22 protein-coding genes are annotated in these 24,377 nt (G+C 62.4%); 9 read left to right on the forward strand and 13 right to left on the reverse strand.

Features of this window, described 5'->3' with window-relative positions; all coding sequences use genetic code 11:
* Position 1: 1 nt before the first annotated feature.
* Positions 2–1,354, reverse strand: a complete 1,353-nt coding sequence (locus LOY50_RS03490; RefSeq protein WP_214512987.1) for a 3-oxoacyl-ACP reductase — start codon at positions 1,352–1,354, stop codon at positions 2–4.
* Positions 1,355–1,621: 267 nt separating this feature from the next.
* Here LOY50_RS03490 and LOY50_RS03495 point away from each other — a divergent pair, with 267 nt between their 5' ends.
* Complete coding sequence (locus tag LOY50_RS03495; RefSeq protein ID WP_258690294.1) at positions 1,622–2,899, forward strand: acetyl-CoA C-acetyltransferase; 1,278 nt, start codon at positions 1,622–1,624, stop codon at positions 2,897–2,899.
* Here LOY50_RS03495 and LOY50_RS03500 read toward each other — a convergent pair.
* Positions 2,886–3,914 carry a bile acid:sodium symporter family protein gene (locus tag LOY50_RS03500; protein WP_258690295.1) on the reverse strand — a complete coding sequence of 343 codons (1,029 nt, stop codon included), beginning with the start codon at positions 3,912–3,914 and terminating at the stop codon, positions 2,886–2,888. The genes LOY50_RS03495 and LOY50_RS03500 overlap by 14 nt on opposite strands.
* A gap of 79 nt (positions 3,915–3,993) precedes the next feature.
* Between LOY50_RS03500 and LOY50_RS03505 the strand changes: the two genes are divergently transcribed.
* Complete coding sequence (locus LOY50_RS03505; protein ID WP_018607635.1) at positions 3,994–4,785, forward strand: helix-turn-helix transcriptional regulator; 792 nt, start codon at positions 3,994–3,996, stop codon at positions 4,783–4,785.
* A 239-nt stretch (positions 4,786–5,024) separates the two neighbouring features.
* A complete protein-coding gene (locus LOY50_RS03510; RefSeq protein ID WP_018607638.1) occupies positions 5,025–5,918 on the forward strand; it encodes a PA4780 family RIO1-like protein kinase in 894 nt (297 codons plus the stop codon).
* A 993-nt stretch (positions 5,919–6,911) separates the two neighbouring features.
* Here LOY50_RS03510 and cueR read toward each other — a convergent pair.
* From cueR to LOY50_RS03525, 3 genes are all read right to left on the reverse strand, one after another.
* Entirely contained in the window at positions 6,912–7,313 is a 402-nt protein-coding gene (cueR, locus tag LOY50_RS03515; RefSeq protein WP_214512990.1) for a Cu(I)-responsive transcriptional regulator, read from the reverse strand.
* Positions 7,310–9,703, reverse strand: coding sequence for a heavy metal translocating P-type ATPase (locus tag LOY50_RS03520; protein WP_258690296.1), 2,394 nt, complete (start codon positions 9,701–9,703; stop codon positions 7,310–7,312). Before LOY50_RS03520 ends, cueR begins: the two co-directional genes overlap by 4 nt.
* Positions 9,704–9,926: 223 nt before the next feature.
* Positions 9,927–10,310, reverse strand: a complete 384-nt coding sequence (locus tag LOY50_RS03525) for a hypothetical protein (protein ID WP_214512992.1) — start codon at positions 10,308–10,310, stop codon at positions 9,927–9,929.
* A gap of 148 nt (positions 10,311–10,458) precedes the next feature.
* Between LOY50_RS03525 and LOY50_RS03530 the strand changes: the two genes are divergently transcribed.
* Both LOY50_RS03530 and LOY50_RS03535 read left to right on the forward strand, forming a co-directional pair.
* Positions 10,459–10,656 carry a heavy-metal-associated domain-containing protein gene (locus tag LOY50_RS03530; protein WP_214512993.1) on the forward strand — a complete coding sequence of 66 codons (198 nt, stop codon included), beginning with the start codon at positions 10,459–10,461 and terminating at the stop codon, positions 10,654–10,656.
* A 95-nt stretch (positions 10,657–10,751) separates the two neighbouring features.
* Positions 10,752–11,954 (forward strand): multidrug effflux MFS transporter, encoded by a 1,203-nt coding sequence (locus tag LOY50_RS03535; protein WP_258690297.1) that lies wholly within the window; start codon positions 10,752–10,754, stop codon positions 11,952–11,954.
* Position 11,955: 1 nt separating this feature from the next.
* Here LOY50_RS03535 and LOY50_RS03540 read toward each other — a convergent pair whose 3' ends face one another.
* Entirely contained in the window at positions 11,956–12,126 is a 171-nt protein-coding gene (locus tag LOY50_RS03540; RefSeq protein WP_165826052.1) for a hypothetical protein, read from the reverse strand.
* A 243-nt stretch (positions 12,127–12,369) separates the two neighbouring features.
* The gene (locus LOY50_RS03545; RefSeq protein WP_258690298.1) at positions 12,370–13,383 is read right to left on the reverse strand and encodes a zinc-binding alcohol dehydrogenase family protein; all 1,014 of its coding nucleotides are present in this window, start codon (positions 13,381–13,383) and stop codon (positions 12,370–12,372) included.
* A 113-nt stretch (positions 13,384–13,496) separates the two neighbouring features.
* Between LOY50_RS03545 and LOY50_RS03550 the strand changes: the two genes are divergently transcribed.
* From LOY50_RS03550 to LOY50_RS03560, 3 genes are all read left to right on the forward strand, one after another.
* Positions 13,497–14,426: a LysR family transcriptional regulator gene (locus tag LOY50_RS03550; RefSeq protein ID WP_258690299.1), complete on the forward strand. Its 930-nt coding sequence runs from the start codon at positions 13,497–13,499 to the stop codon at positions 14,424–14,426.
* Positions 14,427–14,567: 141 nt separating this feature from the next.
* Positions 14,568–15,302: a helix-turn-helix transcriptional regulator gene (locus LOY50_RS03555; RefSeq protein ID WP_018603237.1), complete on the forward strand. Its 735-nt coding sequence runs from the start codon at positions 14,568–14,570 to the stop codon at positions 15,300–15,302.
* Positions 15,303–15,414: 112 nt separating this feature from the next.
* Positions 15,415–16,797 (forward strand): MFS transporter, encoded by a 1,383-nt coding sequence (locus LOY50_RS03560; RefSeq protein WP_258690300.1) that lies wholly within the window; start codon positions 15,415–15,417, stop codon positions 16,795–16,797.
* A 117-nt stretch (positions 16,798–16,914) separates the two neighbouring features.
* Here LOY50_RS03560 and LOY50_RS03565 read toward each other — a convergent pair whose 3' ends face one another.
* The 3 genes from LOY50_RS03565 to LOY50_RS03575 all read right to left on the reverse strand — a co-directional run bounded on the left by LOY50_RS03565 (position 16,915) and on the right by LOY50_RS03575 (position 20,152).
* On the reverse strand, positions 16,915–17,868 hold the full coding sequence (locus tag LOY50_RS03565; protein ID WP_003197486.1) for an adenosine deaminase: 954 nt from the start codon (positions 17,866–17,868) through the stop codon (positions 16,915–16,917).
* An 83-nt stretch (positions 17,869–17,951) separates the two neighbouring features.
* Positions 17,952–18,917 carry a 2-oxoglutarate and iron-dependent oxygenase domain-containing protein gene (locus LOY50_RS03570; RefSeq protein ID WP_258690301.1) on the reverse strand — a complete coding sequence of 322 codons (966 nt, stop codon included), beginning with the start codon at positions 18,915–18,917 and terminating at the stop codon, positions 17,952–17,954.
* Positions 18,918–19,069: 152 nt separating this feature from the next.
* Positions 19,070–20,152 carry a BMP family ABC transporter substrate-binding protein gene (locus LOY50_RS03575; protein WP_253471408.1) on the reverse strand — a complete coding sequence of 361 codons (1,083 nt, stop codon included), beginning with the start codon at positions 20,150–20,152 and terminating at the stop codon, positions 19,070–19,072.
* A 291-nt stretch (positions 20,153–20,443) separates the two neighbouring features.
* Between LOY50_RS03575 and LOY50_RS03580 the strand changes: the two genes are divergently transcribed.
* A complete protein-coding gene (locus LOY50_RS03580; RefSeq protein ID WP_253471410.1) occupies positions 20,444–21,535 on the forward strand; it encodes a calcium:proton antiporter in 1,092 nt (363 codons plus the stop codon).
* A gap of 98 nt (positions 21,536–21,633) precedes the next feature.
* On the opposite strand, the gene LOY50_RS03585 is transcribed toward LOY50_RS03580, so the two are convergent.
* The 3 genes from LOY50_RS03585 to LOY50_RS03595 all read right to left on the reverse strand — a co-directional run bounded on the left by LOY50_RS03585 (position 21,634) and on the right by LOY50_RS03595 (position 24,302).
* Positions 21,634–22,992, reverse strand: coding sequence for an 8-oxoguanine deaminase (locus tag LOY50_RS03585; protein WP_258690302.1), 1,359 nt, complete (start codon positions 22,990–22,992; stop codon positions 21,634–21,636).
* A gap of 247 nt (positions 22,993–23,239) precedes the next feature.
* Entirely contained in the window at positions 23,240–23,926 is a 687-nt protein-coding gene (locus LOY50_RS03590; protein WP_258690303.1) for an SDR family oxidoreductase, read from the reverse strand.
* Positions 23,927–23,951: 25 nt separating this feature from the next.
* Entirely contained in the window at positions 23,952–24,302 is a 351-nt protein-coding gene (locus tag LOY50_RS03595) for a MerR family transcriptional regulator (protein WP_018605117.1), read from the reverse strand.
* Positions 24,303–24,377: the final 75 nt, after the last annotated feature.

Raw genomic sequence — 24,377 nt, forward strand, 5'->3', positions numbered from 1 at the left:
GTCACGCTCCCAGAAGGCTTTGCCCGCATACCCGCAGGGCCTGACCGGTCACGGCCCCCGTACCTGGTTGTGCGAGCCAGGCCACGGCTTCGGCGACATCCTGGGGCAGGCCGCCCTGGCCCAGGGAGCTCATGCGTCGCCCGGCTTCGCGCAAGGCGAAGGGGATGTCGGCGGTCATGCGGGTTTCAATGAAGCCCGGCGCCACGGCGTTGATGCTGATGCCGCGTGGCTGCAGTAGCGGCGCCCAGGCCTGGGCCAGGCCGATCAGCCCGGCCTTGCTCGCCGCATAGTTGGTCTGCCCACGATTGCCGGCAATGCCGCTGATGGACGCCAGCAGAACCACCCGACCATTGTCGCGCAGGGTGCCGCTGTCGAGCAGGGCCTTGGTCAGCACTTGCGGGGCATTGAGGTTGACGGCCAGCACCGCGTCCCAGAACTCCGGGGTCATGTTGGCGAGGGTCTTGTCCCGGGTGATGCCGGCGTTGTGGACCACGATGTCGACGCCGTCGGGAAGGTGTTCGATCAACTGGGTGGCGGCGTCTTCGGCGCAGATATCCAGCGTGACGCTGCGTCCGCTCAGGCGTGCCGCCAGGGCGTCGAGGTCGGTCTTGGCTTGCGGGACATCCAGCAGGATCACGTCGGCGCCATCGCGGGCCAGGGTTTCGGCGATGGAGGCGCCGATCCCGCGGGCTGCGCCAGTGACCAGCGCCTTGAGCCCCGTGAGCGGGCGGGTCCAGTCCTGGACTTGGGTATCACAGGCGTTGAGGCGAATGACCTGCCCGGAGATGAAGGCGCTCTTGGGCGACAGGAAAAACCGCAGTGCACCTTCCAACTGGGCTTCGGCGCCGTCGCCGACGTACAACAGTTGCAGCGTCCCGCCGTGGCGCAGCTCTTTGGCCAGGGAACGGCTGAAACCCTCCAGCGCTCGCTGGGCACTGGCGGCGAACGGGTCGGCAAGACTTTCCGGCGCGCGACCGAGGATGACGACATGGGCGCTGTGGTCGAGGTTTTTCATCAGCGGCTGGAAAAATTCCCGCAGCTGCTTGAGCTGGTCGGCCTGCACCAAATGGCTGGCGTCGTACACCACCGCCTTGATTTTCGGACCATGGCCGGGGATCCACTCGGTGGCCAGGGTCGGCTCGCCGCCGTAGATGAAGATGGTGTCGGTCAGGCGCTTGGCAAACGTGCCGATCTGTTCGGTCAACGGCCCGCCGCCCAGCAGCAGTGCGCCTTCGATCGGCCGCAGGCGCCCGGCCTGCCAGCGTTCCAGGCGCACCGGCGATGGCAGGCCGAGGGACCCGACCATGCGCCGGCCAATGGGCGAGTTGGCAAAGTCGATATAACGGTCAGACATGGAACACACTCCGGCTGATGAGGTTCCAAGTGTGGACCATGATTGGCAATCAGTCGTTCGATTGGCGAGATAAAGCCTAAGCTTGAGCGGGAGCGCTTTTTCCAGGGCACCGAATCCCTGTGGGAGCAAAGCTTGCTCGCGATGCAGGCACCGCGGTTTTTCAGGGCGATCGCGTCATCGTTCATCGCGAGCAAGCTCGCTCCCACATGGGGTCGGTTGGGTTTCACAAGGTGATGGGCACATTCAGACCTACACAGGGAGTTCTTCATGACACAACTACGCCGCGTCGCGATCATCGGTGGTAACCGCATTCCGTTCGCCCGCTCCAACGGGGCCTATGCCACCGCCAGCAACAAGGCGATGTTGACGGCTGCCCTCGAGGGGCTGATCGAACGCTACAACCTGCATGGCCTGCACATTGGCGAGGTGGCTGCCGGTGCGGTGCTCAAGCACTCCCGGGATATGAACATGACCCGCGAATGCGTGCTCGGCTCGCGGCTGTCACCGATGACGCCGGCCTATGACGTACAACAGGCCTGTGGCACCGGGCTGGAAACGGTGCTGCTGGTGGCCAACAAGATTGCCCTGGGCCAGATCGACAGCGGCATTGCCGGCGGCGTCGACACCACCTCGGATGCGCCGATCGCGGTCAATGAAGGGTTGCGCAGGATTCTGCTGCAAGCCAATCGCGCCAAGACCACCGCCGACAAGATCAAGACCTTCCTGCAACTGCGTCCCCAGCACCTCGTCCCCGATCTGCCGCGCATCAACGAACCGCGCACCGGCCTGAACATGGGCGAGCATTGCGAATTGATGGCCCAGACCTGGCAGATCCCCCGGGAGGCGCAAGACCAGTTGGCCCTGGAAAGCCATCAGAAAATGGCTGCGTCCTATGCCGAAGGTTGGCAGAACGACTTGATGACACCGTTTCTTGGCCTGAGCCGGGACAACAACCTGCGCCCGGACCTGACCCCGGAAAAACTCGCTTCCCTCAAGCCGGCCTTCGAAAAAAGCGCCAAGGGCACGATGACCGCGGGTAATTCCACGCCACTGACCGATGGCGCTTCGTTGGTGCTGCTGGGCAGCGAAGAGTGGGCCAAGGCCCGAGGCCTGCCGATCCTGGCGTACCTGCGCGACGGCGAAACGGCGGCGGTGGATTTCGTCAATGGCGCCGAAGGGCTGTTGATGGCCCCGGTCTACGCCGTGCCGCGATTGCTGGCGCGCAACGGCTTGACCTTGCAGGACTTTGATTACTACGAGATCCATGAAGCGTTCGCCGCCCAGGTGTTGTGCACACTGAAGGCCTGGGAAGACCCGGACTACTGCAAGACCCGTCTGGGCCTCGACGCGCCGCTAGGGTCCATCGACCGCAGTCGGTTGAACGTCAAGGGCAGTTCCCTGGCCGCCGGGCACCCGTTTGCCGCCACGGGGGGGCGCATTGTCGCCAACCTCGCCAAGTTGCTTGATGCCGCCGGGCGAGGTCGCGGCTTGATCTCCATCTGCGCCGCCGCGGGCCAGGGCGTGACGGCGATTATCGAGCGTTGAGGACGGCGCCGTCCTGGCGGGACGCCAGTTCCCGGTGATGGCTGGCGTAGCGCTCGGCGAGGATCGAGCAGACGATCAACTGCAGCGGGTGATAGATCATGATCGGTAGCAGGATCAGCCCCAGGCCGGGATGGTTGCCAAAAATCAATGCGGCCATGGGCACCCCGGCGGCGAGGGATTTCTTGCTGGCACAGAACACCGCGGCGACTTCATCGGCGCTACTGAATTGCAGGGCGCGGGCAGTGCGGGTGGTCGCCCACAAGATGATCGCCAACAGTACGGCACTGCCAAGCACTGCGCTCAATAGCACGCCGTGGCCTTGCTGTTGCCAGATGCCGGACACCATCGAGTTGCAGAACGCCGCGTAGACCAGCAGCAGGATCACCAGCTTGTCGATGATGCTGGTGTAGCGCTTGTACCTGCCGAAAAAGCCAGCCAACCAACGCCGCAGGAACTGCCCCAGCACCAGTGGCAGCAGCAACATCATGCACAGGTCGAGCAAGGTTGACCCCAGGTCGATGCCACCGGCGCCGCTGCCGACCGCGAAACTGACCAGCAGCGGTGTCAGGAAAATCCCCAGTACGCTGGACAGGCTCGCGTTGAGAATCGCCGCCGGCACGTTACCGCCGGCACTGCCGGTCAGCGCCACCGAGGAAGAAATGGTCGAGGGCAGGGCGCACAGGTAGAAGAACCCCAGCATCAGCAGCGCTGGCACGTGGCTGCCGACGAGCCAGTGGCTGATCAGCCAGATCAACGGAAACACGCCAAAGGTGAAACCCTGCACCATCACGTGCAGGCGGATGTTCTTCAAACCGTGGCGGATCTGTTCGCCGGACAGGTTGACCCCGTGCAGGAAGAACACCACGAAGATGCCGATGTTGACCACCCATTCGGCATGCATGGCGCCGCCCGTGGCACCAAAGGTTGGAAAGAAGTACGCCAACAGCGTGGCGAGCAACATGCCGCACAGGAACCAGTCGGTCACCATGCGTTTGAGGTGTCTGAGGATATGCATAGGGCACCGCAAGTTGTAAGAAAAGTCGACTTAGCCTAACGTCGTCCCTACCAGTCGTCTTGCGACATAAGGCCAATCAATGCCGCCTAACGGACACCAACAGCTCGAACGCCGCATCCCCGACCTGGCGCAATTGCCGAGGCCGCTGTACGCCCGTGTCGAAAGTTTGAGCGCCGGTTCCTGGACGCAAGCCCATCGTCATGACTGGGTGCAGTTTTCCTACGCCATCAGCGGCGTTCTCGGCGTACACACCGCAGCGGGTAGTTTCTTTGCCCCGCCACAACGGGGCATCTGGATCCCGGCCGACCTGGAACACCATGTGGTGACCTCCACCCGAGCGGAAATGCGCAGCTTGTATGTGCATCGCCACGCCTGCCCCTGGGCCGATGAGCGCTGTCGGGTGCTGGAAGTCACGCCTCTGGCCCGTGAGTTGATCAAGGTGTTCTGTCAGCTTCCGGTCGATTACCCGCAAGGCGACACTCAGGAACAACGGTTGGTGCAGGTGTTGCTGGACCAGTTGGCGACTTTGCCGGAGGTGGGGTTCTCCCTGCCGCTGCCGCGACATGCCCGTCTGCTGGGGCTATGTAACGAGTTGATCGAACAGCCTGAGCAGAACGTCACCTTGCACGCCTGGGCGGAGCGCCTGGGCACGTCGGAAAAAACCTTGATGCGCCTGTTCCAGCGCGAGACCGGCCTGAGCTTTCGCGCCTGGCGCCAGCGCATGCGCTTGTTGTCATCCCTGGGCTCGCTGGAGCAGGGCGACAGCGTCACCAGTGCCGCGTTGTCCTGCGGTTATGATTCAACGTCCGCGTTCATTGCGGCGTTCAAGGGGATGTTCGGGTTTACGCCGGGGGAGTTGTTCAAGCATTGAGTTGTCGCACTTCCTACAGCCGACGGTAGACATGGCTGTCAGCTCTTGTCGCAAATGCCTGGGCATTCAGTTACCAATGCCAGGTTCGGTCTCGGCTATGATTCGGCTCGGTCGATTGATCCGGCACATTGTGTGCATCACAGGTTCATAGGTCGGCAACCCCTCCCCGTGGAGGAAGGATTGCCGTATAACGACTGTCATTCGCGTGTTTGGTAATAAAGGACCCACAATAAAAGCTGATGAAGACTCCAAAACGCATTGAACCCCTGATCGAGGACGGTCTGGTCGACGAGGTGCTGCGCCCACTCATGAGTGGTAAAGAAGCAGCTGTTTATGTGGTGCGCTGCGGTAACGAGCTACGTTGCGCGAAGGTCTACAAGGAGGCGAATAAGCGAAGTTTTCGTCAGGCGGCCGAATATCAGGAAGGCCGCAAGGTCCGCAACAGCCGTCAGGCCCGGGCCATGGCCAAGGGCTCGAAGTTCGGGCGCAAGGAAACCGAGGACGCCTGGCAGAATGCCGAAGTAGCGGCGCTGTTCCGCTTGGCTAGCGCGGGTGTGCGCGTGCCCAAGCCGTACGACTTCCTTGAAGGCGTGCTGCTGATGGAACTGGTGGCCGACGAGTACGGCGATGCAGCGCCGCGTCTGAACGATGTGGTGCTGGAGCCGGACCAGGCCCGTGAATATCACGCCTATCTGATTTCCCAGATCGTGCTGATGTTGTGTACCGGTCTGGTGCACGGCGACCTGTCGGAGTTCAACGTCCTGCTCACGCCGACCGGGCCGGTGATCATCGACCTGCCGCAGGCCGTGGATGCTGCGGGTAACAATCATGCCTTCAGCATGCTGGAGCGGGACGTGGGCAACATGGCGTCCTACTTCGGTCGGTTTGCCCCGGAGCTCAAGCGCACCAAGTACGCGAAGGAAATGTGGGCGCTGTACGAAGCCGGCACCTTGCACCCGGCCAGCATGCTGACCGGCGAGTTCGACGAGCCGGAAGAACTGGCGGATGTCGGAGGGATCATGCGCGAGATCGAGGCCGCGCGCCTGGACGAGGAACGCCGCCAGGCCGTACGCGCCGCCGACGATGCCCCGCCCGGCAAGACCGAAGAACCACCGCCGCCGTGGATGCAATGATCGGTTGAACAGAAACCCGGCCAATGGCCGTAATGCTGCTCAACTTAGAAAAAACGGCGCTTCTTTCAGAAATGGAAAGGCGCCGTTTTTTTTGGTTGGTGTGTATATCCATTTTTGTGGTAACGGCGGCTTATGGTTCCGCTCTTACAGCGGGTCACTTTCGAAAAGCGCGAAAGTAACCAAAGCGCTTTTGCCCCACCACTCGGTGCCTCGCCTAGGCTCGGCATCCATGCCGAGGTGCCCACTGCGCAACACCTTCGTTCAGCCATCGTGGTTAACGGGGCGCCCGAGATCAACGTCCACCGCGAGGCGGCCTGATAGCCGACCTGGTTCTTGATGGGGACTGCGTTTCTCCTGTGGGAGCGAGCTTGCTCGCGAAGGCGATGTGTCAGTTTGCGGTGATGTTGTATGTGCCTGCCTCATCGCGAGCAAGCTCGCTCCCACAGGGGGGCTAGGTTCACATGAAGTTTGTATTTCGCTGAAGATCCAATGTGGGAGCGAGCTTGCTCGCGATAGCGGTGGCTCAGCCACATAGATGCCGGCATGTGCTCTGCTCTTGCTCTTGCTTTGGATCTTGATCTGAACGCCCCGTTAAACCACGCTGGCCGAACGCAGGCATTGTGGAGTGGGCATCCCGGCATGGATGCCGGGATAGCCGCGCTGGGCCATGGATGGCCCTTCGCGGCGGCCCACGGAGCAATGCCGGAGTGAGGGCATGCCGAGCCTAAGCGAGGCACCGAGTGGTGGGGCAAAGCGCTTTTGGTTACTTTTGGCGCTCTTCCAAAAGTGACCCGCCGTCAGGGCGGAACCCTAAGCGGCCGTTACCGAAGAAATGGATATACACACCAACCCCAAAATCCCGCTCGTAAAAAACTACGCCTCGAAACGGAACATCAAATCTCCGCTAACGGCTTAAGTGAACAGCATTAGGCCAATGGCCGTGCTTTTTGTAGCTGCAAAAAAATCAGCCTCACCGCCAATCCCCTGTGGGCATCAATTCTGGCAACACCCCGACGCCAGTTCCTTGAGAATCGGGCAATCCGGGCGGTGGTCGCCGTGGCAGTGTTCCACCAGGTCCTGGAGGGTGTCGCGAAGCTCGGCCAGTTCGCGGATTTTCTGGTTCAGTTCTTCGATGTGCTGGCGGGCGAGGGCCTTGACGTCGGCGCTGGCGCGTTCGCGGTCTTGCCAGAGGGTCAGCAGTTTGCCGACCTCTTCCAGGGAAAACCCCAAATCGCGAGAGCGCTTGATAAAGGCCAGGGTGTGCAGGTCATCGGCGCCGTAGATCCGATAGCCGCTATCGGTTCGATGGGCGGCCTTGAGCAGGCCGATGGATTCGTAATAGCGGATCATCTTCGCGCTCAGGCCGCTCTGGCGGGCCGCTTGGCCGATGTTCATCGCTTGTCCTCCAGCTGCTTGGGTGTCCAGAACTTCAACAGTAACGCATTGCTGACCACGCTGACGCTCGACAGCGCCATGGCCGCGCCGGCCAGCACCGGGTTGAGAAACCCGAACGCCGCCAGGGGGATGCCGATCAAGTTATAGACGAACGCCCAGAACAGGTTCTGGCGGATCTTGGCGTAGGTCTTGCGGCTGATGTCCAGCGCCGCCGGCACCAGTCGCGGATCGCCGCGCATGAGGGTGATGCCCGCGGCATGCATCGCCACGTCGGTGCCGCCGCCCATGGCAATGCCGATGTCGGCGGCGGCCAGGGCTGGAGCGTCGTTGATGCCGTCACCCACCATCGCCACCACCGAATGGCCCTTCAACTGTTGGACGATGGCGGATTTGTCCGCTGGCAAAACCTCGGCATGGACATTGGATATCCCCAGCGCCTGGGCTACGACCCGGGCGCTGCCTTGATTGTCGCCGGTGAGCAAGTGGCTGGCGATGTGCTGTTCATTCAAGGCCTGTACCGCGGCGAGGGCACCGGGCTTGAGCGTGTCACCGAAGGCGAACAGGCCGAGCACCCGAGGCGTCGCGCCTTGTTCGATCAGCCAGGACAATGTGCGGCCTTCGGTCTCCCAGGCCTGTGCCGACTCGGCCAGCGAGCCGGGGTCCAGGCCCAGTTCGTCCAGCAGGCGTCGATTGCCCAGGGCCAGGCTGCGCCCGTCGAGGCTGCCGGCGATACCGCGTCCAGCCAGGGACTGGCTGTCGCTGACATCCGCCACGTCCAGGCCGCGCTCGGCGCAGGTGTCCAACACGGCTTTGGCAAGAGGGTGCTCACTGCCGCGTTGCAGGGCGCCGGCCATTTTCAGCAGCGCATCTTCATCTCCCTCCAGAGCCGTCAAGTGGGCGATGCGCGGCGTGCCGGAGGTCAGCGTGCCGGTCTTGTCGAACACCACGGTGTCGACTTCATGGGCGCGCTCCAGGGCCTCGGCGTCCTTGATCAGAATCCCGTGGCGAGCGGCCACGCCGGTGCCGGCCATGATCGCCGTGGGCGTCGCCAGGCCCAGGGCGCAGGGGCAGGCGATCACCAGCACGGCGACGGCGTTGATCAGCGCGGTTTCCAGTGGCGCACCGTACAGCCACCAGCCGATCAACGTCGCCAGGGCCAGCACCAGCACCACCGGTACGAACACCTGGCTGACTTTATCCACCAGTTTCTGGATCGGGGCCTTGGCGGCCTGGGCGTCTTCTACCAGGCGAATAATGCGCGCCAGAACGGTTTCGGTACCCAGGGCCAGCGTGCGGACCAGCAGCCGGCCTTCGCCGTTGATGGCGCCGCCGGTAACTTTGTCGCCGGGCTGCTTGGGCACCGGCAGGCTTTCGCCGCTGATCAGCGCTTCGTCGGCGTGGCTCTGGCCTTCCAGTACTTCGCCGTCCACCGGGAAGCGTTCGCCGGGCTTGACCAGCACCCGGTCATTCAAGCGCAGGGCACTGATGGCAACATCCCGCTCCTGGCCATCGATCACCTGGATCGCCCGCTCCGGGCGCAAGGCCTCGAGGGCGCGGATGGCGCTGGCGGTTTGTCGCTTGGCGCGGCTTTCCAGGTATTTGCCGAGCAGTACCAGGGCAATCACGACGGCCGAGGCTTCGAAATACAGGTGCGGCATGCCGCCAGGGCGGGCGATCCCCCATTCGTAAAGGCTCAGGCCGTAGCCGGCGCTGGTGCCCAGGGCCACCAGCAGATCCATGTTCCCGGCACCGGCACGCACGGCCTTGAAGGCGGCGACGTAGAAACGCGCACCGAAGATGAATTGCACCGGCGTCGCCAGGGCGAACTGCACCCAGGCTGGGAGCATCCAGTGCACGCCGAACGGCTGTAGCAGCATCGGCAACACCAGCGGCGCGGATAGCGCAATCGCCAGCACCAATATCAGGCGTTCACGGTTCAGACGGTTGGCCTGCGTGTCGGCGGGCTGTTCGGCCTGCCAGACAGTGGCGTCATAGCCGGCGCGCTTGACCGCATCGATCAGGGTTTGCGGATCCACCTGGCCGAGCAGTTCGAGGTGGGCCCGCTCATTGGCAAGGTTGACGCTGACACTGTTCACACCGTCGACCTTGCCCAGGGCGCGTTCGACCCGGCCGACACAGGAGGCGCAGGTCATCCCGTCGATGTTCAGCTCCAGGGTTTGCACGGGGACGCTATAGCCGGCCTGTTCGACGGCTTGCATCAAGGCCGGCAGGCTGCCTTCAGGGGCCTGCACACGCGCCAGTTCAGTCGCCAGGTTCACACTGACAGCGCGGGTGCCGGTGACTTTGCTCAAGGCCCGCTCGACTCGCCCGGCGCAGCTGGCGCAGGTCATGCCGGCAATCGGTAGATCGAACGTGGTGGATTCGGACATCGGTCAGGCTCCCTGTAGTGAATGACTACAGGATCAACCTTGCCATGCTGGCAAGGTCAAGCGCCAATCCAAAAAGCGCTGCCGACTCCTAATATGAGATCTGGCTCTGTGGGAGCAAGGCTTGCCCGCGATGAAAGCACCGCAGCTTTCTGAATGACCGCGGCGCCTGGATCGCGAGCAAGCTTTGCTCCCACAAAGCTTGCCCACAGGGGCAAGAGGTGTGTTAGTAACCGAGCCCGGCCTGCTTGAGGTACATGCCTTGTTCATTCATGGCGATGCGGAACTTCAGGATGTCACCGGCCCTGAGCGTGATGTTCTGCGACCCTGGCGCGAGCATGCCCGGGTTGCACCCCGGTGCCTGGCCTGGCAGCAACTTCAGGCGTAAGGAGAACTGGCCCGGCGGCAGGTTGAACGAGGTGCTTTGCTCTTGGAACAGCCTGGCCGAGAGCTGATCCTGGATGTAGATGCCGATTTCGCAATTGGTCGCCACTTCCAGGCGCTCGCGAGAAATGATCAACACGCCGTAGTCTTCGCCAGCGGCCGATGCCTGGGGCGCCACCGCTGAAAAACCGAGCATGCAAAACAGGCTGAACGCTGACCAGCGCATGGCTGAACCTCCGGTGTTAAATCCTTGATGTGTGCAGCTTGGCTGAGCGCGATGTCGATTGCCAGCCCGGCAGTTTTTGTCAGAACTTGACCTTGCCATGATGGCAAGCTTGAGACTGCTGGCAACCTCAATCCCAAGGAGTCATCTCATGCAAACTTTCAATGTCCAGGGCATGTCCTGCGGTCACTGTGTCAAGGCCATCACCCAGGCTGTCCAGGCCAAGGACCCGGCGGCCGATGTGCAAATCGACCTGGGTGCCAAGACTGTCCAGGTCCAGAGTTCGTTGCCGGCCGATGCCGTGCTCGCGGCCATCAAGGAGGAGGGCTATGAGGCCAGCCCTGCTTGAAGTTTTTTAATCGTTAGCGACCTACCGGAATGTTCAAGAGCGTCCGGCACGGCTAGACTGTCGGGCTGTCGAACGACGCCTGAGCTGGACGCCCGATGAACCTGCGAACCATTCTGATTCTTGGCGCCTTGAGCGCTTTCGGTCCCTTGGCGATCGACTTCTACCTGCCTGCCTTTCCGGCGATGGCTACGGCTTTCGGTACCGACGAAAAACACATTCAATTGACCCTGGCGGCTTATTTCCTCGGCTTATCCATCGGGCAACTGGCCTATGGGCCGGTGGCGGATCGCTTCGGACGGCGCATTCCATTGCTGACCGGCGTCGGCCTGTTCACCCTGGCCTCCCTGGCCTGCGCCTACGCGCCGAGCCTGGAATGGCTGATCGGCGCCCGCTTCGTCCAGGCCCTGGGTGGATGCGCCGGGATGGTGATCTCGCGGGCGGTGGTCAGCGACAAATGCGACGCGGTGGGTTCGGCCAAGGTGTTTTCGCAATTGATGCTGGTGATGGGCCTGGCGCCGATTCTCGCGCCGATGCTCGGCGGGTTGCTGGTGAACCTGCATGGCTGGCAGTCAATCTTCATTGCCCTGACCGTGTTCAGCGCATTGGCGTCGACGGCGGTGGCCTTGTGGCTGCCGGAAAGCTTGCCGGACCATGTGCCTCGGCAACCGTTGTCGGGGGCGTTGCGCCAATATGGCCGGTTATTGACCGACACCGTCTACCTCGGCCATGCACTGACGGGGGGCATCGCTATCGCTGGGATGTTTGCCTACATCGCCGGTTCGCCTTTCGTCTTCATCAAGCTCTACGGGGTACCGGCCGAACACTTCGGTTGGCTGTTCGGCACCAACGCGGCGGGCTTCATCCTGGTTGCCCAGGTCAACGCCCGGCTGCTGTCCAAGCGCGGCCCGGCGTTCCTGCTGAGCCGCGCGGTATGGGTCTACCTGGGGGCCGGGCTGAGCCTGTTGGCCGTCAGTTCATTGCAACCTGCGCAGTTGTGGCCGCTGCTGGTCCCGCTGTTTATCTGCATCGCCAGCCTGGGTTGTATCCTTCCCAACGCCTCGGCCTGCGCCATGAATGGACAGGGCGCCCGGGCCGGCAGTGCTTCGGCGATGCTGGGATGCCTGCAGTTTTCCGTAGCCGCTGGGGCCGCCTCGTTGGTGGCGGCATTGCATGACGGCACCGCCGTGCCCATGGCACTGGTCATCAGCCTTTGCGGGCTGTTGGTGGTGAGCGCAACGATGCTGAGTCGTCGCCTGCAAAATGCCCGGGCGCTGGCCCAGGCCAGTCGCGAGGGCTGACTCAGCCGGCCGCGCGCTGTTGTTGTTCGGGGAAATGATGGGGCGCGAGGATCCGCGCTTGCAGGGTGCTGGCGAAGGCCTGGGCCTCGGCCTCGGTACGGAAGGTGACGACGTGCTGGTCAAGGCGCACTTGCCATTGGGATTTTGCCACTTCTTTTATCAGGATCTTCATTGCTGACCTCCTCACGAAAAGATTGCGTTGCAAAGGCCTCGAGTGTAGACCCGAATGCGATCGCAATTGTGACAAGGATCAATTCTCGGACTGACGGTGCAGTTCCAGGTTGATGCAACACCTGTGGGAGCGAGCTTGCTCGCGATAGCGGTAGACCCGCCGACATCAATGTTGCCTGACCTGGCCCCATCGCGAGCAAGCTCGCTCCTACAGGATTGTTTGCAGGGCGACTGCCCAGTGCCGTCAGAAACCTTCAAGCACAATCTTGCCCTTGGACTTGCCGCTTTCCAGCAAGGCATGCGCCCGGCGCAGGTTCTCGGCGTTGATGGTGCCGAAATGCTCGCCAACCGTGGTCTTCAGTGTGCCAGCGTCGATCAGGGCGGCCACGCGGTTGAGCAGTTTGTGTTGTTCAAGCATGTCGGCCGTCTCGAACAGGGAGCGGGTGTACATGAATTCCCAATGCAACGACAGGCTCTTGCGCTTGAGCTTGGTCACGTCCAGCGCCTTGGGATCGTCGATCAGCGCCAGTTTGCCCTGGGGCGCGAGGGCTTCGACCAACTGGTCCAGATGCTGGTCGGTCTGGGTCAGGCTGGCGACGTGAGTCACCTGGGGCTGGCCCGCTTCTTTCAACACTTCGCTCAATGGCTGGCTGTGGTCAATCACCAGGTCGGCCCCCAGGTTGCGCACCCAATCCTGGGTCTGCACACGGGACGCGGTGCCAATCACCTTCAGCCCGGTGAGTTGGCTGGCCAGTTGCGTCAGGATCGATCCCACGCCGCCCGCAGCGCCGACGATCAACAGGCTCTGGCCCAGGTCGCTTTGGCCTTCCTGGATTTGCAGGCGCTCGAACAATAACTCCCAGGCGGTAATGGCCGTCAGCGGCAGCGCCGCCGCTTCGGCGAAACCGAGGGTCTTGGGCATGTGGCCGACGATGCGCTCATCCACCACGTGCAGCTCGCTGTTGCCGCCGGCCCGGGCGATGGAACCGGCGTAGAACACCTGGTCCCCGGCCTTGAACAGCGTGACCTCGCTGCCCACCGCCTTGACCACACCGGCCACGTCCCAGCCCAGCACTTTGACTGCGCCGTCTTCGGGCTGGACGTTCTGGCGGACTTTGGTGTCCACCGGGTTGACCGAAATAGCCTTGACTTCCACCAGCAGGTCCCTGGGACCGGCTACCGGTTCCGGTAGGTCGATGTCCTGGAGCGATTGCGGGTCAGTGATGGGCAACGAGTGGTAGTAGGCGATGGCTTTCATGAAGGGGTTCCGTGAGATGAGTTCGATGAAAGCCATGTTTAGCTATTTATCGTCGAGATAAAACCGGCTAAAAGAACAGGCTCTTTCAATAATTTTTTGATAATGGAGTCGTCATGCTTCGCTTCGATGACTTGCAGTTGTTTGTCCGGGCGGCGGACCTGGGCAGTCTTTCGGCTGCGGCCAGGGTCATGGACCTGTCGGCGGCGGTGGCCAGTGCCGCGTTGAAACGGATCGAGCAGCACCTCGGCGCGCGGCTGTTGGCCCGTTCCACCCGTAGCCTGCGCCTGACGGCCGAAGGCGAGGGCTTTCTCGAATATGCCCGGGCCGCATTGAGCAGCCTTGACGAAGGCCGGCGGTTATTGACCAGCGGCCAGGACCAGGTCAGTGGGGTGTTGCAGTTGTCTGCACCGTCGGACCTGGGACGCAACCTGCTGCTGCCCTGGCTGGACGCGTTCCAGCGCGAGCACCCCGGGCTGACGGTGCGGCTGTTGCTGGGCGATCGCATGGCCGATCTGTTCAAGCAGCCGGTGGACATCGCCTTGCGTTATGGCGAGCCGGAAGATTCGAGCCTGGTCGCCCTGCCCATTGCCGCGGATAACCGCCGGGTGTTGTGCGCATCGCCGGACTATCTGGCTCGCCAGGGTGAACCCCATCAGTTAGAGCAACTGGCCCAGCACAACTGCCTGTTGTACATGCTTGGCAGCCGGGTCCATGACCGATGGGGTTTTCATGACGGCAAACGGGAAGTGAGCCTCACCGTCAGTGGCGACCGTTTCAGTGACGACGCCGATGTGGTGCGGCGCTGGGCGGTAGCGGGTGCCGGGATTGCCTATAAATCGTGGCTGGATGTGTCCACCGACGTGCTGGCCGGGCGCTTGAGAATCCTCTTGCCGCACCTGCAATGCGAACGCGCGCCCCTCAATCTGCTGTGTGCCCACCGGGCGCAATTGAGCAAGCCCATCAACCTTTTGCGGGACATGCTCCAGGCCCGCTGCGGTGAGTTGACGGCGCGTTTTCCGCTCTCGATGGGGGGCAGTCATTAGTCGCGGGCAAATAGAGAATTTTCCCTCAGGAACAATCGCCTCCATAGGTTTCCGGAGGACAGGAAAGCTCGAGCGCCCCGCTTATACTAGCGGCCGCCTGCGCCAGAGCAGTAGACGAATGATTCAACAGGGAGTGAATACATGGAACATGCACCTTGCATCAGCCAGATCGCCACGCTGCTGGCTGACCCCAAGCGCAGCGCAATGATGTGGGCCTTGATGGACGGCACGGCCCGCCAGGCCGAGGAGTTGGCGTTGCTCGCCGGGTTGTCGCCGTCCTCGGCCAACGCGCATCTGGGACGCCTGTCCGCCGGAGGCCTGTTGAAAGTCGAAGCCCGGGGTCGCAAGCGGTTTTTCCGCCTGGCAGCACCTGAAATCGGCGCGGCCGTCGAAGCGCTGGCCAGCGCGACGCTGGTCAGTACGCCGCGGCAGATTCCAGACGTCTTCAAGCGCCGGGTCATGCCGACCAAGGCGCCGTCGGCCCCTGCTTCGTTGATGCGCGCCAGGCTTTGCGACGATCACCTGGGAGGAACCCTGGCGGCCGACCTCTACCAGCGCCTGCTGGATGCCGGGTGGATCGAGCAGTTCGAGCAGCGGGTGATCGTCACCCACAAGGGCGCCAATCAACTGGCCGGACGTGGCCTGTTCATCCAGGCCCTGGCCCATCGCAACACCCACATCGCCTGTGCCTGCCCGGACTGGAGCGAGCGTCGTCCACACCTGGGGGGCGCGCTGGGGGCGGCCCTGCTGCAACTGTTCATGCAGTCGGGTTGGCTGAGCTTGCCCAACGATTCGCGAGCCTTGCAGGTGACGACGCTCGGCCAGCAGGAAATCCACCGGTTCGCCCGGCAGGACACGGTGGAGATGGCAATCTAGGGAACGCTCCTGATGCGTCGCTCAGGGCTGTCGGCAGGTCGTATTCAGCAATAGCCACCTGCGAGGTTCGCGCACACTCGGTCCGGGGAATTATCGGATTGGGGGAGGCAGCATGGACACTCACGGCTACAGCGCGGCGGAACGATTGGAACGGTTACCTATCAGCGGTTACCACCGGGTCATCTTCATCATCATCGCCCTGGCGTTTTTCTTTGACTCCATGGACCTGGCGATGATGACGTTCCTGTTGGGGTCGATCAAAGCCGAGTTCGGCCTGAGCACCGCCCAGGCCGGTTTGCTCGCCAGCTCCAGCTTCTTCGGCATGGTGGTGGGAGCGTCGCTGTCGGGCATGCTGGCCGATCGTTTCGGGCGCAAGCCGGTGTTCCAGTGGAGCATCGTGTTGTGGGGCATTGCCAGTTACTTGTGCTCCACGGCCCAGGACATCGAGACTTTGACGCTGTTTCGCATCCTGCTGGGCATCGGCATGGGTATGGAATTTCCGATTGCCCAGTCGATGCTTTCGGAGCTGATCCCGGCCAAGCGTCGGGGCCGCTACATCGCCTTGATGGATGGCTTTTGGCCGCTGGGTTTCGTGGCGGCGGGGGTGCTGTCGTATTTCCTGCTGCCGGTGGTCGGCTGGCGCGACATCTTTCTGGTGCTGGCGGTGCCGGCGGTGTTTGTCCTGGCGATTCGTTTCTTCATTCCCGAGTCGCCACGCTGGCTGGAGCAAGCCGGTCGGGGTGACGAGGCGGACGCGGTGCTCAAGCGAATCGAAGACAAGGTCCGGGCCTCGCTGGGGCATCAGAACCTGCCGGAGCCGATCCGTTTGCCAAGGGTTGAGAGTACGCCGGGCAATTTCTTTTCGGCCCTGGCGCAGATCTGGTCACCGCAGTATCGCCAGCGCACGATGATGATCTGGAGCGTCTGGTTCTTTGCCCTGCTCGGTTTCTACGGCCTGACCTCCTGGCTCAGTGCGTTGTTGCAGCAGTCGGGGTTTGCGGTGACCCAGTCGGTGTACTACACCGTGCTGATTTCCCTGGGCGGGATTCCCGGCTTCTTGATGGCGGCCTGGCTGGTGGAGCGCTGGGGGCGCAAACCGGTGTGCATCATCACGCTGTTGGGCGGTGGGGCGATGGCGTTTCTGTATGGGCAGAGCGCGGTGTTTGGCGGCAACGTCGGCCTGTTGATCGGCACCGGGTTGCTGATGCAGTTTTTCCTGTTCGGCATGTGGGCGGTGCTCTACACCTACACGCCGGAGCTGTACCCCACCTCGGCCCGGGCCACCGGCTCAGGCTTTGCTTCGGCGGTGGGACGCGTCGGTTCGCTGCTCGGCCCGCTGGTGACCGGGCTGGTATTCCCCATCACCGGCCAGGGTGGCGTGTTCGCCCTGGGCGCGTTGTGCTTCGCCGTGGCGGCGGGGGTGGTCTGGTTGTTCGGGATGGAGACGCGGGGCAAGACGTTGGAGGAGTTGAGCGAAGCGACCGTCGCCGACTAAACACTATGCCTTGTGGGAGCGAGCTTGCTCGCGAAGGCGGTGTGTCAGTCGACATTAATGTTGGCTGATCCAAAGCTATCGCGAGCAAGCTCGCTCCCACAGGGGGTTCGGTGACGCTTAAGGCTTGACCAACCGCGCATCCAGGCTGTTCTGGGCCAGGCGCTTGGCCTGGTCCTGGGTCATGCCCAGGTGGGTATACAGCGCGTGGAAGTTCTCGGTGACGTAGCCGCCGAAGTACGCCGGGTCATCGGAGTTCACCGTCACTTTCACGCCGCGCTCGAGCATGTCGAGGATGTTGTGCTGCGACATGTCGTCGAATACGCACAGCTTGGTGTTGGACAATGGGCACACCGTCAACGGAATCTGCTCGTCGATGATCCGCTGCATCAGTCGCTCATCTTCAATTGCTCGTACGCCATGGTCGATACGCTGGATCTTCAGCAGGTCCAGGGCTTCCCAGATGTACTCGGGCGGGCCTTCTTCACCGGCGTGGGCGACGGTCAGGAAGCCTTCGTTGCGTGCGCGGTCGAATACGCGCTGGAACTTGCTCGGTGGATGGCCCATTTCCGAACTGTCCAGGCCCACGGCCACGAATGCCTCGCGGAACGGCAGCGCCTGGTCGAGGGTCTTCTCGGCTTGTTCTTCGCTCAGGTGGCGCAGGAAACTCAGGATCAGGCCGCTGGTGATGCCCAGTTGCTGCTCGCCGTCCTTGAGGGCGGCGGCGATGCCGTTGAGCACCACTTCAAACGGGATACCACGGTCGGTGTGGGTCTGCGGGTCGAAGAACGGTTCGGTGTGGATCACGTTCTGCGCCTTGCAACGCAACAGGTAGGCCCAGGTCAGGTCATAGAAATCCTGGGAGGTGCGCAGCACATCGGCGCCCTGGTAATACAGGTCGAGGAATTCCTGCAGGTTGTTGAAGGCATAGGCCTTGCGCAGGGTGTCGACGTCGCTCCACGGCAGGGCGATCTTGTTGCGTTCGGCCAGGGCGAACAGCAACTCGGGCTCCAGCGAGCCTTCCAGGTGCAGGTGCAGTTCAGCCTTGGGCAGGGCGTTCAGCCAGTCGTACATGGTCTTTTCTCATCAGCGAATCGATGGCGGGCATTCTACAGACGCTGGCCGCCCTGTCGGGTAAAACCTGACCGGCTGATCCACTACACGGCGAGCGACTCACGCCGGTAAGCATAGGTGTCGGCGAAGCGCGACAGCAGGAATTCGGCGCAGGTAGTCGTTGGGTACTTTGGCGGGTGGGCGTCATCCTGGCAACCGGGCAGGCATTGGATCAGCGTGTCGGGGTGCGGCTCGGCAAAGAACGGCATCGAGTACCTGTCCACCCCCAGCGGGCTGATCACCCGATGCGGCGTGGACAGGTAACGGTCGTTGCTCCAGCGCGCCATCATGTCACCGAGGTTGACCACGAAGGTGCCGTCGATGGGCGGCGCGTCGATCCACTGGCCGTCGACGTTGCGCACTTGCAGGCCGCCGGCGGCGTCCTGGTAGAGCAGGGTGATGCAACCATAATCGGTATGGGCGCCAGCACCTTGCTGCTCGGCGCTACTGGCGGTGTCGCGGGGCGGGTAGTGGATCAGGCGCAGTACGCTGACCGGCTCGTTGAAGCACGTGTCGAAAAAGTCCCGTTCGATACCCAGCGCCAGGGTCATGGCCCGCAGCAGGGTTTGGGCAAGTGCCTGCATGTCGTGGTAATGCTGCTCCATCAAGGTTTCCCAACCGCCCAGATGCGGATGCCGGTTGGGGCCGCGCAAGGGTTTTTCCGCCAGCACGTCGGGATGATCGGCCGGCAAGTGCAGGCCCATGTCGAAGGTTTCCTTCAGGTCGCTGGGCTTGGTCGGGTCCAGTTGTTCGGTGGCGACGGCGCCATAGCCACGGTGGTGGCGGGTCTGGGTGATGTCGATCTTGAGCTTTTCTTCGACGGGCAGGCCAAAGAAGCGTTGCGCACTGCCCAGTACCTCGGCGATGCGCGCCGGAGTGATGGGATGGCCCTTGATGTAGAAAAAGCCCCATTGGCGGCAGGCGCGGTCGATCTGCTCGGCGACGGTTTGCCAGGCGTCGGGCTCATCGCCGTAGAGTGGGCTGATGTCGATGATGGGAAGGCTGTTCATCCTGCTTTCCTGACTTGAAATAGGCACCCCATGTGGGAGCGAGCTTGCTCGCGATAGCGGTGGGTCAGTCAATACAAATATTGAATGTCAGTCCGCTATCGCGAGCAAGCTCGCTCCCACAATGGGTTTTGTGTTGGTTTTTGGGCTGGGGGTTATTTCGGAATCTCAGCCTTCATGCCTTCCACGTAATAATTCATCGACGCCAGTTCCGCGTTGGTGGCGCTCACGCCCGCCGGGATTTTCTCGACGCCGGCCTGGTCCTTGATCGGGCCGGTGAACGGGTGGAAGGCGCCGCTCTCGATGTCGGCGATGATCTGCTCGGCTTCGCTTTTGACCGCTGCCGGCACCAGGTCGCTGATTGGCAGTTTCACCGTGCCTTCCTTCAGGCCGCCCCAGTAGTCCTGGGATTTCCAGCTGTGGTCGAGCACGCTCTGGGTCGCCTGGATGTAATGCGGGCCCCAGTCATTGACGATGGACGTCAGCACCGCCTTGGGCCCGAAGTGGGCCATGTCCGAAGCGTAGCCCACCGCATAGACGCCGCGTCGCTCGGCAGCCTGGATCGGCGCCGGGCTGTCGGTGTGCTGGAACACCACGTCCACACCCTGGTCGATCAGCGCGTTGGCGGCGTCGGCTTCCTTGCCCGGGTCGAACCAGGAGTTGACCCACACCACTTTGATCTCGCTGCCGGGGTTGTACTTGTTCAGGGCCAGTTGGATGGCGTTGATGTCGCGGATGACTTCCGGGATCGGGAAGGACGCGACATAACCGATCTTCTTGGTCTTGGTCATCTTGGCCGCGAGGAAGCCACCGACGTAGCGGCCCTCGTAGGTGCGAGCCAGGTATGTGCCCAGGTTCTTGTCCTGCTTGTAGCCGGTGGCGTGTTCGAAGGTCACCTTGGGAAACTGCTTGGCGACTTTCAGTGTCGGGTTCATGTAGCCGAAGGAGGTGGTGAAGATCAGGTCGTATTTATCCTTGGCCATGTTGCGGATCACCCGCTCGGCGTCGGCACCCTCCGGCACGTTTTCCACGTAGTTGGTGGTGATCTGCTCGCCGAATTTCGCCGCCAGCTCCTTGCGCCCTTGTTCATGCTGATAGGTCCAGCCATGGTCGCCGATCGGGCCGATGTAGACGAAGCCGACCTTCAGCGGGTCGGCGGCACTGGCATTCAGGCCGGCGCCCAGGCCGAGGGCGGCGACGACGGCGCAAAGCAACTTTTTCAAGGGGCGTTGGTGCATGAACTCGAACTCCATTTTGTTGTGAGGTTGGCTGTGCAGCACCAATGCAAAATGCTGACCAACAAGACAACAAATAGTCGATACCTTGTTGCCGTCATCGCGGGCAAGCCTTGCTTCACAAGTGCGCCGCGATACTTGTGGGAGCAAGGCTTGCCCGCGATGAGGCCCTTGAGAACAATAAAGGTGCACCCTGCCTGCAAGCGCCACCCCCTGGTGCATCACACCGAACGAAACGTTCACCGCCTCCTATAGTCAGTAACTCATGACCCCGCCCACGCTGACAGGCCCGCGATGCTCACTTTGCTCAAGCAAGAAAAACTACTGTTGCTGGCGCTGATCGCCGCGTGTATCGCCTATCCGCTGGAGCACTGGCTGCTGGGCAGCGGGCAAGTGGTGGCGTTGGCCGGCGGCCTGGTCCTGATCGGTTTCATCGTCGCGGCGTCCATGCGCGTGGCCCATCACGCCGAACTGCTGGCGGAAAAGGTCGGTGATCCCTACGGCACCATGATCCTGACGCTGTCGGCGGTACTGGTGGAGGTGGTGATCCTGGCGATCATGATGAGCAACGAGGCTTCGTCGACGTTGGTGCGGGACACGATCTACTCGGCGGTGATGCTCGACATCAACGGCATCCTCGGGCTCGCGGCGCTGATGGGCGGGATCAAGCATGGCGAGCAGGCCTACAACGACGATTCGGCGCGCACCTACAGCGTGATGATTCTCACCGCCATGGGGGTATCGATGGTGGTGCCGGAGTTCATTCCCCGCGAGAGCTGGAAAATGTATTCGGCCTTTACCATCGGCGCGATGATCGTGCTGTACACCTTGTTCCTGCGCATGCAGGTCGGGCCTCACAGTTACTTTTTCAGCTACAGCTATCCGGAAAAACGCCGCAAGAAAGAACCGGTGGAAAACGAACCGCAACCCATCAGCCTGACGCTTTCCATCGGCGCGCTGGTGTTTGGCGTGGTGGTGATCGGCGCCCTGGCCGAAGTCATGTCCAAGGCCCTCGACCTGGGGTTGGAAGGCTCGGGTGCACCGCCGGTGGTCACGGCGATCCTGGTGGCCGCTATCTCCGCCGCACCGGAAATCCTCACCGCCCTGCGCGCGGCTCTCGCCAATCGCATGCAGTCGGTGGTGAATATCGCGCTGGGCGCTTCGCTGTCCACCGTGATCCTGACCGTGCCGGTGATGGAGGCCATGGCCCTCTACACCGGCCAGCCGTTTCAGATGGCAATGACCCCGGTGCAGACGGTGATGATCTTCATCACCCTGATTGTCAGCGCGATCAACCTCAACGATGGCGAGACCAATGCCATCGAAGGCATGACCCATTTTGTGTTGTTTGCGACGTTCATCATGTTGTCCCTGCTGGGCCTCTAGAAGAGCATCGCGGGCAAGCCTTGCTCCCACAGATCAATGAAAGTCTGTGGGACTCATGGACATCTGTGGGAGCAAGGCTTGCCCGCGATGGCGTCCGGTCAGGTGCCGGCGATCAGTTCCCGCGCCGCCTGGCTGTGATCGGCAATCAAGCCCTTCAAGTCCAATCCCTCGACCTGCCCGTCGATGACCCGCCATTGCCCACCGATCATCACCCGATCCGCCCGATCCGCACCGCATAGCAGCAGTGCGGAAATCGGATCGTGGCTGCCGGAGAAGCGCAGTTCGTCAAGCTTGAACAGCGCCAGGTCGGCCTGCTTGCCCACCGCCAATTCACCGATATCGCTGCGCCCGAGCAGTTGCGCCGAGCCCCGGGTCGCCCAGCCCAGCACGCGTTCCGGCGTGATCGCTTGCGCACCGTAGCGCAGGCGCTGGATGTACAGCGCCTGGCGGGTTTCAAGGATCATGTTCGAGGCATCGTTGGACGCCGAACCGTCTACCCCCAGGCCCACGGGAGCGCCGGCGGCGGTCAGGTCCAGGGTCGGGCAAATGCCCGAGGCCAGGCGCATGTTCGAACTCGGGCAGTGACAGATGCCGGTGCCGACGGCGCCGAGACGGGCGATTTCATCCGGGTTGAAATGAATGCCGTGGGCCAGCCAGGTACGCGGGCCAAGCCAGCCGACGCTGTCCAGGTAGTCCACGGTGCGCAGGCCGAAGCGTTGCAGGCAAAACGCTTCTTCATCGAGGGTTTCGGCCAGGTGCGTATGCAGGCGTACGTCGAGTTTCTCCGCCAGCTCGGCGCTGGCGCTCATGATCTGCGGCGTGACCGAAAACGGTGAGCAGGGGGCCAGGGCAATCTGGATCTGCGCGCCGTCGCCGCGCTCGTGGTACTGACCGATCAAGCGCTGGCTGTCGTCGAGAATCACCTGGCCCTGCTGCACGGTCTGCTGCGGCGGCAAGCCACCGTCGGCTTCGCCCAGGCTCATGGAACCGCGGGTCAGCATCGCGCGCATGCCCAGTTCACGAACACTTTGCACTTGCACGTCGATGGCATTTTCCAGGCCTTCGGGAAACAGGTAATGGTGGTCGGCCGCCGTGGTGCAGCCCGACAGCAGCAACTCGGCCAAGGCCACTTTGCTGGCCAGGGCGAGTTTTTCCGGGGTCAGCCGCGCCCACACCGGGTAGAGGGTCTTCAGCCAGGGGAACAGCGGCTGGTTCACCACCGGCGCCCAGGCGCGGGTCAGGGTCTGGTAGAAGTGATGGTGGGTGTTGATCAACCCCGGCAGGATCACATGCTCGCGCGCGTCGAAGATGTCGTCACAGGGCTGGGCGGGTTGCTGGCCGGCGCTGAGCAGTTCGACGATCACACCGTCCTGCAGGACGAGGCCGCCACGGGCATCGAGGTCGTTGGCCGTGAAAATGGCGAGGGGATTTTTTAACCAGGTACGGGTCGCAGGCATGGTGGCCGGCTCCTCTGAAAGTGGGTTCAGGTTAGCCAGCTCAGTGATGCCCTGTCTGCTGATCCAGGGTCGCCGTGGGGGGGCGAGGGTCGGAGTTTACTCAGGTTGCCGAAAACATTTCCAGTGCCCACTGAGATCAAAAATGTGGGAGCGAGCTTGCTCGCGATAGCGGTAGGTCAGTCGACATCGATGTTGGATGTGAGGCCGCTATCGCGAGCAAGCTCGCTCCCACAGGGGATTAGCGGAGTTACCAAGGGATTGTTTCGCCCCTGTAGTTGACGAAGTGATGCCCGCCTTTGCCGACGAACGCATTCACTTGGTCGATCAACCCGCGAGTGCTCGTCTCGACATCGATGTCCGCGCCTTCGCCGCCCATGTCAGTCTTCACCCAACCCGGGTGCAGCGACAGCACGGTCAATGCCTGCTCGCCCAGTTGGCTGACAAAGCTATTGGTCATGGAGTTGAGCGCTGCCTTGCTGGCCTTGTACAGCGCCAGTTCCGGCGCATCGGGCATGGTCACGCTGCCCAGCACCGAACTCATGAAGGCGAGTACGCCGCTGCCGTCGCGGATCTGGCCGACAAAGCGTTGGGCCAGGTTGATCGGCGCCACGGCGTTGGTGAAGAACAACTGGCCGACTTCGGCCAGCGTCGCGCCGCCCGGGTTCTGGTTGTCCGGGCCCTTGACGCCGGCATTGACGAACAGCAGGTCGAAGGTCTCGCCCTTGAGCTGTTGGCTCAGGGCGATGACCGCTTGCTGGTCGTCCATGTCGAGTTTTTCGATCCGCACCGGGCCCAGCGTCTTCAAAGCCTCTGCGTTCTGCGGGTTGCGCACGGTGGCGGTCACATTCCAGCCATCGCTGAGCAACGTCTTCACCAGACCAAGGCCCAGGCCCCGGGAGGCGCCGATGATCAATGCGTTTCTTGCCGAATTCATGAGAGGCATCCTTGAAAGAAAGAGGTCATGGATTTAATGGACAGCGTTGCCCGAGCCGTTGTTTCAGCTCGTGACGCAACGCATCGAGTTCGGTGATGCGGGTTTCGATCAGGTTCAGTTTGTCTTGCAGCAATTGCGTCACCGCGCAGTCCGGATCGGGGGCGTTCCACAGGGCGCCAACGCTGGCGCTGATCTCGCCCAGGGTAAAGCCCAGGCGCTGGGCGGTCTTGATATAGAGCACCAGTTGCACTATGTCGGCGGGATAGTCGCGATAGCCATTGGCGCTACGCGACGCTGCGATCAGGCCCCGCTGCTCGTAGAAGCGCAGCGTGTCTCGACTGACGGCGCAGGCCTGGGCTAATTCACCGATGCGCATTGTGGAACTCCAGAGGACTTGACCTTGGAGCATACCCCAGGCTTTAGCCTTTTCGCTCCCCAATTATCTGGAGCA

Source organism: Pseudomonas sp. B21-010 (assembly GCF_024749325.1).
Taxonomy (GTDB): Bacteria; Pseudomonadota; Gammaproteobacteria; order Pseudomonadales; family Pseudomonadaceae; genus Aquipseudomonas; species Aquipseudomonas kilonensis.